This window comes from Pseudomonas putida (assembly GCF_001941965.1).
GTDB classification, from domain to species: domain Bacteria; phylum Pseudomonadota; class Gammaproteobacteria; order Pseudomonadales; family Pseudomonadaceae; genus Aquipseudomonas; species Aquipseudomonas putida_L.
Window position 1 is genome coordinate 425,118 of record NZ_MKZO01000012.1, and the last position, 12,281, is coordinate 437,398.

General features: G+C 60.8%; 12 protein-coding genes and 1 pseudogene. 9 read left to right on the top strand and 4 right to left on the bottom strand.

The genetic code is table 11. The annotated features are described in order from the left end of the window. The first annotated feature begins 76 nt into the window (after window positions 1-76). Together PSEMO_RS08990 and PSEMO_RS08995 are read left to right on the top strand one after the other, a co-directional pair. Window positions 77-607 carry a hypothetical protein gene (locus PSEMO_RS08990; protein WP_000043569.1) on the top strand — a complete coding sequence of 177 codons (531 nt, stop codon included), beginning with the start codon at window positions 77-79 and terminating at the stop codon, window positions 605-607. A gap of 101 nt (window positions 608-708) precedes the next feature. After that, a pseudogene (locus PSEMO_RS08995) lies at window positions 709-888 on the top strand (integrase core domain-containing protein); the annotation flags it as partial. 228 nt (window positions 889-1,116) lie between these two features. Here the strand turns inward: PSEMO_RS08995 and PSEMO_RS09000 are convergent. The 4 genes from PSEMO_RS09000 to PSEMO_RS09015 form a co-directional block, all read right to left on the bottom strand. Then, window positions 1,117-1,434: a DMT family transporter gene (locus PSEMO_RS09000; protein WP_000539741.1), complete on the bottom strand. Its 318-nt coding sequence runs from the start codon at window positions 1,432-1,434 to the stop codon at window positions 1,117-1,119. Between the two features lie 58 nt (window positions 1,435-1,492). Further along, the gene (locus tag PSEMO_RS09005) at window positions 1,493-1,756 is read right to left on the bottom strand and encodes an EexN family lipoprotein (protein ID WP_000717310.1); all 264 of its coding nucleotides are present in this window, start codon (window positions 1,754-1,756) and stop codon (window positions 1,493-1,495) included. 32 nt (window positions 1,757-1,788) lie between these two features. Continuing rightward, on the bottom strand, window positions 1,789-2,694 hold the full coding sequence (locus tag PSEMO_RS09010; protein WP_000405670.1) for a LysR family transcriptional regulator: 906 nt from the start codon (window positions 2,692-2,694) through the stop codon (window positions 1,789-1,791). Window positions 2,695-2,787: 93 nt separating this feature from the next. Continuing rightward, window positions 2,788-4,191: an efflux transporter outer membrane subunit gene (locus PSEMO_RS09015; RefSeq protein ID WP_000078291.1), complete on the bottom strand. Its 1,404-nt coding sequence runs from the start codon at window positions 4,189-4,191 to the stop codon at window positions 2,788-2,790. Window positions 4,192-4,291: 100 nt separating this feature from the next. Between PSEMO_RS09015 and PSEMO_RS09020 the strand changes: the two genes are divergently transcribed. The 7 genes from PSEMO_RS09020 to PSEMO_RS09050 all read left to right on the top strand — a co-directional run bounded on the left by PSEMO_RS09020 (window position 4,292) and on the right by PSEMO_RS09050 (window position 12,261). Further along, window positions 4,292-4,933 carry a TetR/AcrR family transcriptional regulator gene (locus PSEMO_RS09020; protein WP_024944154.1) on the top strand — a complete coding sequence of 214 codons (642 nt, stop codon included), beginning with the start codon at window positions 4,292-4,294 and terminating at the stop codon, window positions 4,931-4,933. A 20-nt stretch (window positions 4,934-4,953) separates the two neighbouring features. Then, window positions 4,954-6,096, top strand: coding sequence for an efflux RND transporter periplasmic adaptor subunit (locus tag PSEMO_RS09025; RefSeq protein WP_223294861.1), 1,143 nt, complete (start codon window positions 4,954-4,956; stop codon window positions 6,094-6,096). Window positions 6,097-6,120: 24 nt separating this feature from the next. After that, window positions 6,121-9,225: an efflux RND transporter permease subunit gene (locus tag PSEMO_RS09030; RefSeq protein WP_003092293.1), complete on the top strand. Its 3,105-nt coding sequence runs from the start codon at window positions 6,121-6,123 to the stop codon at window positions 9,223-9,225. An 80-nt stretch (window positions 9,226-9,305) separates the two neighbouring features. Beyond that, window positions 9,306-9,653: a DMT family transporter gene (locus PSEMO_RS09035; RefSeq protein WP_038421338.1), complete on the top strand. Its 348-nt coding sequence runs from the start codon at window positions 9,306-9,308 to the stop codon at window positions 9,651-9,653. A gap of 15 nt (window positions 9,654-9,668) precedes the next feature. Next, entirely contained in the window at window positions 9,669-10,289 is a 621-nt protein-coding gene (locus tag PSEMO_RS09040; RefSeq protein ID WP_000837791.1) for a DUF3313 family protein, read from the top strand. Continuing rightward, entirely contained in the window at window positions 10,286-11,443 is a 1,158-nt protein-coding gene (locus PSEMO_RS09045; protein ID WP_000063629.1) for an MlaE family ABC transporter permease, read from the top strand. Before PSEMO_RS09040 ends, PSEMO_RS09045 begins: the two co-directional genes overlap by 4 nt. A gap of 5 nt (window positions 11,444-11,448) precedes the next feature. Beyond that, window positions 11,449-12,261: an ABC transporter ATP-binding protein gene (locus tag PSEMO_RS09050; RefSeq protein ID WP_024944155.1), complete on the top strand. Its 813-nt coding sequence runs from the start codon at window positions 11,449-11,451 to the stop codon at window positions 12,259-12,261. Window positions 12,262-12,281 lie beyond the last annotated feature (20 nt).

Genomic DNA, 12,281 nt, shown 5'->3' on the forward strand with positions numbered 1-12,281 from the left:
ATGATTTGCTCCATGACCACTTGAATGACGCAGCCACCCCTGTTGCGTCATCGACATTTTGTGAAGGAGCTTCGATATGAGCAAGCAACAGAACGCCATCCTCTGGCCCGAAGGCTACACGCCGGGCTTTACTGAGAATTTCGCCTCCAATGAGATCATCGCCGCCGGCTTGAGCGCGGCCGACGTATGGCCTCTACTCGTCACACCATCGCTGTGGCCAAGCTACTACGCCAACTCGGCTAACGTGTGCTTTCATGACGGCAAAGGCCCGGTACTGGCCGACGGCGATCGGTTTTACTTCGAGACCTTCGGCTTCCCGGTAGAGGGGCAGTGCAACGAATACGTGCCACCTGCGGATGGGCAACCCGGCCGCGTGGCCTGGCACGGCTGGTCCGGCGAGGAAGGCACAGATACGCGCCTGGATGTGCATCACGCCTGGCTGGTTGAGAACCTGGACGGCAGGCGCGTGCGCATCCTCACGCAGGAAACTCAGAAGGGCAAACCGGCCGAGGAGCTGCACAACGCCAAACCCAACCCGATGATCAACGGCCATCAGGACTGGCTCGACAGCTTGGTCGAGGCAGCGCGCAAAGCCAAGCAGGCGTAGTGGTCTCCGGCCGCTTGATCCCAAGCGTCTGAACGGAGAAAACCATGATGAGAACTCCCCTCAGGATTCTGCTGGTCCTGACTTCGCAGGCAACGATGGGCGACGAACTGCTCAACCGCGAATGGTTCCGCAGTCGGACCGAAGCGAAGGTGCTGATCGAACGTTGGCGACAGTTCTACAACGAGCAGCGGCCGCATAGCGCGCATGCTTACAAACCGCCGGCGACGATCCGGCGCAACTGGATCCAATCCGATAGCATCCCCTCCGAACTCACTGCCTGACTGGCTACAAAGTTCGTACTCAGGTCACCTTGGCGCAGGCACTGAAGGTGGAGCCACCCGGAATGGGTGCTCCCACCGCCTTACGCGCACTGGCTCGAACTCTCCCGAGGCGCCGGCAAGCTCGTCACATAGCGACTAGAGAGAGGAGGTGACCGTACGAGTTCCCAGCGCCCGATCCACTCTGGGAGCTGGGTCGCCTAGCGACTACGCTACCAATGGAGCTAGCGATCAACTCGATAACTTGAGCGTGATAACGCCCAGGATGATCAACGCCACGCCAAGGTATCGCATCAGGGAGGTTGGGTCGCCATAGAAATGAATTCCGACTAAGAAAGTTCCCGCCGCTCCGATACCCGTCCACACCGCATAAGCAGTCCCAATCGGTATCTGACGCTGAGCAAGCCATAGGAAGGCGCCGCTAATTGTCATGAAAGAGACGGCTACTGCGACCCCACTCCAACGCGATGTTGGCTCTTGCGCCATTTTCAGCCCGACCGGCCATCCGATTTCAAACAATCCAGCCAAAACAAGATAGATCCAACCCATTGCGATTCTCCTTCAAATTTTTCATATCCGGCATACATACTCCGGCATGACCACCAGCTTAGAACTTCGGCGGCTCTTTAGGCGTGGTGTGGGGCACATCGCCATCTTCGTAAAAGCGCTTTCGCGTAGCCTCGGCAACCCGGTTACATAGTTGGTCGCCCAGCATTGGTCGATCCAACTTGCATTGCTTGCGCAACTCTTTCAGACGCTCAGGATTGAGCGCTAATTCATCGACTGTCGGAAGGTTGGCTTTATCTGGTTTCCCAGATGGGCTGCAGGCTGCCAATGTCGAGGAAAGCAATATGAGAGCAATCTTCTTCATGGTTAATTTTCTTTGGGAGATTGTGTGATGGTTTACCGCCGACCTTTGGCATCTGGAGATTTGATCGAATGAACGCGTTCCATGAAGCGAGTCAGCATTTCTGACGGCTCGCTGGCCGGCCGTAGTAGATAGGTCGTGAGCATTGGCGAACGTCCAGTCAGCGGCCGTGCGACCACCCCCTGTTCCCTGCTGGCTGTGATATGCGCGCCTCCTGTGAGGCCTAGTGCAAGTCCCGCCGAAACCAGGACCATCATTAGATCGCTGGAAGTCACGCGTTCGGCAATCAGTGGCTCTATGTCCACGCGACGTAGCACCCGTTCAACTTGCCGAGCATGGCCCTCACACGCCACCGCGTCGCAGAGCACCAGCGGATACCGCAACAGCTCTTCTAGGGGAATCTGTTTGTGGGATAGCAAGGGGTGCCGTGCGGGCACAGCTACCATCAGAGGGTCACTCCACACCGGCACGGCGATGATGCCTTCGCCGACTTCATCCGATTGAGCGAAGCCGAGATCGTACAGTTCGCCACACAATCCCTTGATTTGCTGTGCCAAAGGCACCTCGAAGAAGCGAACTTCCACTTCCGGCTCTTCCTGCCGGCAGAGCGCCAACAACGCAGGCAGGCGCGATGGCGTGATTCCATCAGACAATGCAATACGGAGCTGGCAATGAAAGCCATTGGCTGCGGCGTTCACACTGTCGCGCGCCTGCTGCAAAGCTGCGAAGACACGCGGCACGCTCTCAAAGAAGAGCCTGCCCGCACGAGTCAAGCGGGTGCTCCGAGTGGTTCTCGCAAATAGCGCTACGCCCAACTCTTCCTCAAGTTCCTTGATGGCGCGCGACAGCGGCGATGTCTCTATGTGGAGGCGCTCTGCGGCTCGGGCAAAGTGCAGCTCCTCTGCCACCGCCAGAAAGTAGCGCAGGTGTCGAATTTCCATGTTCGCATTCCTCATCACTCAGGCCTCACCACCTTCGCCTTGCGTCACGCTATTTAGCTAGCCTTCGCAAGCTGCTCCAGCATGTTTCTGCGATCAAACAGGAGAGCCGGATAATGCTTTTGCCAGGACGCCCCATTGCATGGCTGTCTCGGCCCGCGTGCGGATCAGCGAAGCCTGCGCTGACAGCACCCCGGCCTCAGCCTCGGCCACCACCGTGGCGTCCACTTGTCCCGCCTCGAACAGACGTCGGCTGCGATCGAGCTGACGCTCCGCGACTGCGACACCCTCGGCCTGATGCTCCAGTGCTGCGTGCTGCGTATGCCAACCGAGATATGCGTTCTCTACGTCCTGCAAAGCACTCAACAAAGTGCGCTCGAACTCCGCACGGGCAGCTCGGCTGCGCGCCTCTCCGGTCTCGATGCCGGCACGGATCGCGCCACCATCGAAGATCGGCAACGACACCCCGGCCCCAAGTGAAAAAATGTTTCCAGTGATGCGGGTTCCCACACTCTCTACGCGCTGCCGTCCGCCGCTCAGGTCCAACACCAGCCTGGGGAAGCGTTCGCCTTCGGCTGCGTTCCAGCGCGCGGTTTCGGCGGCGAACTTCGCTTCGGCGGCGCGCACGTCGGGCCGCTCACTCAGCAGGTCCGCAGGTATGCGTGTCGGTGTCCAGTCCGGGACGGCGAGCGACGCAAGAGTTGGGGAAGCTGCAGGCGCTCCGGGCGTTTGTCCCACTAGTACATCGAGTGCATGCGTCGCCTCGCCGCGCGCACGCCGCAGTTGCTCTTGCTCCACGCGCAGTGCGACGACGCCGGCGCGGGTACGCTCGATGTCGAAGCCGGTAGCTTGTCCGGCCTCGAACTTCCGTTGCATCAGCAAGACGAGTCGTTCTGCGGATGCCAGCCGCGCCGCGGCTAGCGCTTCGAGCTCACTGGCTTGGCGCTGCTGCACAGCCGCCGACACTGTTTCAAACGCGACCTGCCACCGCGTGGCAACCCACGCTTGTTCGGCTGCCACCGCATCCAGGCGCGCACCTTCTGCTGCCTGCGAAAGCCGTCCCGACAGGTCTGCCTCCCACGATGCGGACAACGTGGCGCGGCCATCATTGCCGATTGCAACGTTCTCTGAATAGTCGCGTCCTCGAGTTGCCTGCGTGCCCGCGGACAACGAGGGGAGCAGGGAGGCCCGTGCTCGCCGCGTGGCGGCCGATGCCTCGTCCACGCGCGCTCGCGCAATCGTCAGTTCGGTATTGCGCTCCAGCGCCGCCCGGACCAAGGCATTGAGGTGCGGATCGCCGTAGGCCGTCCACCAATCGACGGGAAGAGTACGGCGGGACGATTTGTCCAAGATGCCTTCACCTCCCTCTTCATTTGAGAAATGGGCCGGTACATCCAGGCGAGGTGGATCGGCAGAGTGCGGGGCATGGCTGCAGGCCGCAAGAAGCAGTAGCGGAGAAATCATGGCAATGAGGCGATAGCGTTCAAGAATTTGAGACATGGCAGCTCCTTGCGCTCCGAAAAAGTCTTGACGGACTGTTGTATGGCTTCTACTATACCGTCTGGACTGTATATGACTCAAGCTTTTTTGGAGCACGACCATGCCGCCCCGCGCGAAAACAAAGTTGCCCCCCCCGTCCACTGCCCATAGCAGCGCCGATGCGCAGCCCGGCCTCCAGCAAGGAGCCCAGCGAACTCGCGACCGCATCCTGCAGGCCGCCCGCGAACTGGTGCTGGAGGAAGGTGCCAGTCGCTTGACACTGGACGCCGTCGTTGTGCGGGCCGGGTTGAGCAAAGGGGCGTTTCTCTATCACTTCAAGACCAAACGCGATTTGTTCGTGACACTGATCGACGAGATGATCCGGGCGTTCGACGCGGTACAAGCCAATCACGAGCGCAGGTTTGCCGGAGATCCGGACCCCTGGCTGTCGAGCCAGGTGGAAGCGATGCCCGACGACGAGATGCAGAAGATGGGCGCAGCGCTGCTCGCGGCAGCTGCGGAAGATCCAACACTTCTCGACCCACTGCGCGAGTGTTACCGCGTGCAGTACGAACGCGTGCGTCGATCCCCGCGTGGCACCGAGACCGCGGCACTCATCATGCTGGCATTGGATGGCGCCCTGTTCGCCGATCTTCTGGGTTTGCCAATACTCGCACCCGCAGAGCGGCGGCATTTCTTTCGGGCGCTCCAGGATCTCGCCTCGGGCCATCTCGAACTTGTCCCGGCAAAAGGACGCACATGAGTCGCGTCCGTAGCGGTGTCATGACCGCGTGCGCACCGCGCTCCTTGGCGGTTGCTTGCACACTATCCATTTCGACTCTGCTCTCAGGGTGCGGAAACTCGCAATCCACCGTATCCGAGCCTCCGCGCGCAGTGAAGCTCGCCGCCGCGCAGTCGGATCTCCCGCATAGCTCTCGCATCGAATTGACTGGCTCGGCGCGAGCAACCGAGCGCAGCATCCTAGGATTTGAAACAGGAGGACGGATCGCCAAGTTGAACGTCGACGTGGGTGAACGGTTCTCCCGCGGCCAAGTCCTGGCAGAACTTGATGCGCAACCTGACCGGCTTCGCGTGACACAAGCGCAAGCATCCCTGGCGGCCGCCGAAGCCGGCCTGATGGATCGACGTGTACAGACAGATCAACAGCGCCGGTTGCTCGAAAGCGAAGTCATCTCCCCTGCTGCGTTCGAGAGCGCGAAGGCGCAGCTAGCGGTCGCAGAGGGTCAAGCGCGCACTGCCAAGGCGGCGCTTGGCCTGGCCGAACGAGCACAACGTGGCACGATGATCGTCGCTCCTTTCGATGGTGTCGTGGCGGAAAAGCTGGCTTTGGCGTTCACCGACATTGCTGCTGGTGCGCCGGTATTTCAGGTCGACGGCGTGCGCAGTGGCACTGAGATCATCGCGAACGCGTCTACTACACAGGCACCTCACATAGATGTCGGCCAACGCGCAGAACTGAGCTGGAGCGGAGCCGAACAACCAATCCGAGCGGTGGTACGTCGTGTCGGTCTGCGCGCCGAAAATGGCTCGCTCCTACCCGTGGTGCTAGTGCCTGAAGATAACGCGCAAGCGCGCGCACTTCGGCCAGGTATTCCCGTACAGGTCGTGCTCGACGCACCTGCGGCAACCTCCAAGACCTCTCGGCCCGAGACTGTATCCATACCTTATGCCTCGCTGGTGCTCGGCACGAAGCCGGGCGAGGCTTCCGTCTTCGTCTACACCCCTGAAGATAAGAAGGTGCACCGTCGCGCGGTGCGCTTCACGCCGGTACAGGAAGGAGACAGCGCGCGCGTCCTCGCTGGACTCAAGCCCGGCGAGACGGTGGTTGCCGCCGGAGGAGGATGGCTCACCGATGGACAGCCAGTGACACCACTGGAAGCCACCACTCAATTGACCAAGCGCTAACGCGATCCACCAGGTTACTTCATCATGAAGATCACCGAGATGGCGCTGCGCGCCAGTCGACTTACCTACTTTGTAGCGCTCATCATTTTCGTCGCCGGCATCGCGACCTTCCTGAATTTTCCTTCTCAGGAGGAGCCGACTGTCACGGTCCGCGATGCGATGGTCACGGCGTTGAACCCGGGGCTGCCCGCCGAACGCGTTGAGCAACTCATTGCCCGGCCGATCGAGGAGCGCTTGCGCGAACTGGCAGAGGTCAAGCGCGTGACGAGCACCGTGCGCGCAGGCAGCGCCATGATCCAGGTCACGATCTGGGACCGCTACACCGACTTGGCACCGATCTGGCAGCGCGTCCGGGCCAAGGTCGCCGATTCGAAGGATGCCTTACCACAGAGCACGATGGGGCCTTTCGTCGACGAAGACTTCGGCCGCGTCGCGGTTGCCTCGATTGCGGTCACTGCACCAGGTTACTCCATGAGCGAGATGCGCGTCGCGCTCAAGCAGATGCGCGACCGCCTGTACACCGTGCCTGGTATTGAGCGCATCACTTTCTACGGCCTGCAGGAAGAGCGCGTCTATCTCGAATTCGATCGGCCTAGGCTCGCGCGATTGGAGCTGACACCACAGGGGGTGATCGACCAACTCGTCAAACAGAACGTCGTCGCTTCGGGTGGACAAATTGTTGTCGGCGGCATCAATGCAACCTTGGCGGTCAGTGGCGAAGTGCGTGACGCTCCCTCCCTGCGAGCAATGCCGATCGCGCTGCCACGACCGCAAAGTAGTACGGCGCCCGTGCCGACGATCGCATTGGGTGAACTGGCGCAGGTGAGTGTGCGGCCAGCCGATCCGCCGGAATCTGCTGCCATCTACAAAGGCCAGCCCGCTGTCGTCATGGCGGTTTCGATGGCCTCCGGTCAGAACGTGGAGCAGTTCGGAAAAGCGCTCAAAGCACGGGTTGCAGACCAGGAGAAGCTGCTGCCGGCGGGTTTCGATCTGTCATACGTCACTTTCCAGGCCGATGTCGTCAAGCACGAGATGGGCAAAATGAACCACGTCATGATGGAGACGATCATCGTCGTCCTCGGTGTCGTCGTGCTATTTCTCGGTTGGCGCACCGGGATCATCGTGGGCATGATCGTGCCGTTGACGATCCTCAGTGCACTCATCGTCATGCGCGCGATGAACATCGAGCTTCAGAACGTCTCGATGGGCGCCATCATCATTGCGCTCGGCTTGTTGGTGGACAACGGCATTGTGATTGCCGAAGACATCGAACGCCGCCTGGCCGGTGGCGAAGATCGTAAGCATGCCTGCCTCGAGGCGGGCCGCACGCTCGCCATTCCGCTGCTCACGTCCTCGCTCGTGATCGTGATCGTGTTCTCGCCGTTCTTTTTTGGCCAGAACGCCACGAGCGAGTATCTGCACAATCTCGTGGTCGTGCTGGCACTGACGTTGTTCGCTTCGTGGCTGCTGTGCCTGACTGTCACGCCCCTATTGTGCTACCACTTCGCCAAACCCCATCACAAGCAGGAGCAGGGCGACGCCTATGACACCCGCTTCTACCGTGGCTACCGGCGCGTACTGGAGTGGGTGCTCCACCATAAGGCGGTCTATGTAGCGTCGATGATCGCGGCGCTTGCCATTGCGCTGTATGGCTTCACCACCCTGCCGTACGATTTCATGCCCAAGTCCGACCGGCTTCAGTTCCAGATTCCGGTGCAGCTCGCCCCCGGTACCGACTCGCGCGAAACGCTCGCCCGCGTGAAGCAGATCAGTGGTTGGCTGGGCGACACGAACATCAATCCAGAAGTCTCCGATCACATCGGCTACGTCGCCGATGGTGGCCCGCGCTTCATCCTTAGCCTGAATCCACCACTGCCGGCATCGAACATCGCGTACTTCGTTGTCACATTGAAGCCGAAGAGCGACATCGACGCCGTCCTCGCCCGCACCCGCAGCTACTTTGCGCAAGCACATGGCGACGTGCGCGCCGAGCCCAAGCGTTTCTCGCTCGGTGCGACCGAGTCAGGGACTGCCATTTATCGCGTCAGCGGTCCGGATGAGGAGGTATTGTTGGGGGCCGCGTCCAAAATCGAAGCAGCGCTGCGCAAGCTGCCCGGCACCATCAACGTCAAGAACGATTGGGATACGCGCGTTGGCCGCATCGACGTACGGGTCGACCAGGACCGCGCGCGTCGGGCGGGCGTGACGACTGAAGACATCGCTGGCGGGCTGGATGTCCGCTACAGCGGCAGATCGATCTCGGTTATTCGCGACGGTGACACCTCCGTCCCGATCGTCCTGCGCAGTATCGTAAGCGAGCGTCGCAGCACGGCAGACGTAGGCGCGACGCTCATCTATCCCACCAACGGCGGTCCAGCGGTGACGCTGGCTCAGGTCGCAGACGTATCGCTCGCGAGCGAGCCCTCGGTCATCCAACGGCGCAATCTCATCCGCACGATCACCGTGCAAGGACAGAACACCTCTTACACCGCCCAGGAGATCATCAACCGCCTGGCGCCTAGCGTCGCTGCCCTGGACCTGCCCGCGGGCTACTCGGTTGAACTTGGCGGCGAGATCGAGGAAGCCGCCGAATCGAACGCCGCGCTGTCGACCTACATGCCCCTCGCATTTCTGGCGATGCTGATGCTGTTCGTATGGCAGTTCAATTCTTTCCGCAAGCTCGGTGTGATCCTCGCGACGATCCCTTTCACGCTTATCGGCGTGGTATTGGCTCTGAAGCTGACCGGCACACCTTTCAGCTTCATGGCGACCTTCGGCGTACTGGCCCTGTTCGGGATCATTGTCAACAACGCCGTGCTCTTGCTGGAACGCATCGACCAGGGGCTAGCGGAAGGCCTGCCACGCCATGAAGCCTTGGTTGGGGCCGCGATACAACGGCTTCGTCCAATCGTGATGACCAAGGTCACCTGCATTTCGGGACTGGTGCCACTCATGCTCTTCTCCGGACCATTATGGAAAGGGATGGCGATCGCGATGATCGGTGGGCTGGCACTCGGAACGCTGGTGACGTTGGGCTTGATTCCGCTGCTTTACGAAGTCCTGTTTGGAATCAAGCGAATTGGGCCGTGGAACCTGAGTGTCGCCACCGCGCATGGAGATCGCTCATGAGTCTCTTGCGAGCCGCCGCGTGCTGCGCATTCTCAGAATTCGTATGCACCCACGCTTCATGCGTATGTCTCGCTAGGCTTATGCGATTCAGCACCCATCCGCTGATCTGGAAATCCTGGTCGATTGTCATTGCCGCAGGGGTTCTAGGAGCGGGCTATCCACTGGGCCTGCGGGCCATCACGGCGGGCGGTCCGATGCGCTGGGTCGGCCTCTGTGTGGCAGTGACGTGCATGGCGGCCAGCGGCGCACTTTTGTGGTTCGCGCTCAAGCGGATTCCGATCAGCGCGGCCTCTGCAGCCTGGGCAGGAATCGGGCTACTTGGAAACTTGGGCGTCGGCGCCCTCCTACTAGGCGATGTCGCATCGGTAACGCGCTGGTCTGGCACCGCCCTCATCGCAGCAGGCATTGCCTGTCTTAGTTTCGTTTGATCAAGGAGACCCATTATGAAGAGCAAAACTGCATTGATCCGCGGCGGCATCTTTTTTTGCGTAGCAGGCGCGCTCTCTGGATGCGCGACCAACAGCATGACGCGCTCCGGATTTCTCGGCGACTACGAGAAGTTATCGCCGACACGATACGAGAACGTACTGATGTACCGCGCAGCGGGATTCGAGCCCAAGCGTTATGCCGCTGTCGTGGTGGAAGAAGCGCAGATCAAGACCGCCTCGGGTCGCATCGATGGGCTCGATGACGCGCAGCAGCGCGAAGTGCTAGACCATGTGACGAGCGAACTGAAACGCCAGGAAGGCAAAAGTCCCGCCCCCCCAGGTGGCGCGGGACAGGTTCGGGTGCGTGTAGCGGTCACCGAACTGCAGACACCGAATCGGGCAGTCAATGCAATGACGACCCTGCTGGTTGGACCCGTGACGACGGGTGGTGCCAGCCTAGAGTTCGAAGCAGTCGATTTAAGGACGGGACGCCGGGTTGCTGCCGCCAGTTGCTTCGAGCGCGGCAACGTCATTAAAGAGTTCGCCGGTTCGTACACATTGCTGGGTCATGCCAAAGCGGCGATCACGAACTGCATCGAGCGCATCGACAGCGCTTGGCGGGACACGCAGCCATGAGCAACGCTTCACAGGCTTGGCTCCGGCAGGATGCCATGGTCGGCGGTGATCACAAATGGCTGGCGGGTGGCGACTGGACGATAGAGCACTACGCCAGTCTGGCAAAATCCGTGTCCGCCGCCCGCATCAGTCATGCCGAGGGGTACGCCACTCCCTTACTCGACTGGACGCAAGTCCAGAGACTGGACACCGCCGGCGCGGCTCTGCTGGTGGAAATTCTCGGGCCAGACTCGATACTCGACCGGCCGGAGGCAGCTCCAAATCTGTCCTCGGATCGCCTCGCCCTAATGAGAGCGCTGGCCGCCGCTGCTACCGATCAGCAGAAGACGGAGAAAGCAGCGGTGAGCGGGAATCCTCTGCTCCGCGGTCTGGGACGCATAGGCCTGACCTTGGAACAGGGCTGTCGTGCGTGTCTTGGTCTGGCCGGGTTCGTGGGCCAGATCATCGAAACATGGAGCCGTACCGTTCGTCACCCGCGTCGCTGGCGCGCGACCTCGGTGATCGCTCAAATCCAGCGATCAGCGGTGGACGCCATTCCCATCGTGGCGCTACTGAGCTTCATGGTAGGAATGGTGGTGGCGTTCCTGGGAGCAACGGTGCTGGCCAACTTCGGTGCGAGCATCTTCTCGGTGCATCTGGTCGCCTTCTCGTTCATGCGCGAGTTCGGAGTGCTGCTCCCGGCCATATTGATTGCAGGCCGTACCGCAAGCGCGTACACCGCCCAAATCGGTTCGATGAAGGCAAATGAAGAGATCGATGCGCTTCGCTCCAACGCGCTCGACCCCATCGAGTTACTGGTGCTGCCACGCGTGCTGGCGCTTCTTGTGTCCTTGCCACTGCTCACCTTAGTAGGCATCTTGGCTGGCATTGCGGGCGGCGCCACCGTATGCGCACTGAGCTTGGAAATTCCTCCCGCACAGTTCCTTGCCATCGTGCAGGAAAAAATCGAGGTGCGCCATTTTCTTGTCGGAATGAGCAAGTCCCCGCTCTTCGCGGTGATGATCGCCGCTATCGGCTGCCATGAAGGGTTCAAGGTCGCCGGTAGCGCTGAGTCGGTAGGCGACCACACGACGTCTAGTGTCGTGCAATCAATCTTCATGGTGATCCTGATAGACGCCATCGCTGCACTGTTCTTCATGGAGATGGGCTGGTGAGCGCGGTGAAGCAAGACACCGACAACGGTGTGCGACACGCTATTGAAGTGCGCGGCCTGGACAACAGGTTTGGAACCCAGCAGGTCCATCAGGACCTAGACCTGGACGTGCGGCGCGGGGAAATCCTTGGCGTGGTGGGAGGGTCAGGCACCGGGAAATCCGTGCTCTTGCGTAGCGTCGTCGGGCTGCAGAAGCCGCATTCGGGCGTGGTCCGTATCGGGGGGCGCGACCTACTGCGAGCCCAATGGCTTGCGCGCGCGCGTATGGAGCGAAGGTTCGGCATTCTGTTCCAGAAGGGCGCGTTGTATTCATCGCTGACCGTCTTGGAGAACGTCGCTCTTCCTTTGATCGAGCATGTCGGTCTGGCGCGGCCTCTTGCCGAGCGTTTGGCAAGAAGCAAGCTGGGCTTGGTGGGGTTGCCTGCCGGAGCGGGAGACAAGTATCCGGCCTCGTTGTCCGGAGGCATGGTGAAACGAGCAGCACTGGCGAGAGCCTTGGCGCTTGATGCGAACATCCTGTTTCTTGACGAACCCACCGCAGGACTGGATCCAATCGGGGCTGCATCTTTCGACCAATTGATTCTGACCCTGCGCAATGCACTGGGCCTCACGGTGTTTCTGGTAACCCACGACCTCGATACGCTGTACACCATATGCGACCGTGTCGCGGTCCTGGCGAACCAGAAGGTACTCATCAACGACGGCATCGAGGCAGTCGAGCGCTTCAAGCACCCGTGGATACAGGAATACTTTCACGGCCCCCGTGGCCGTGCGGCCGCACAGGCCACTGGTGCTTCCAGCCAAGAGACGCAGCCATGAAACCCCTCCGCATCTGCATC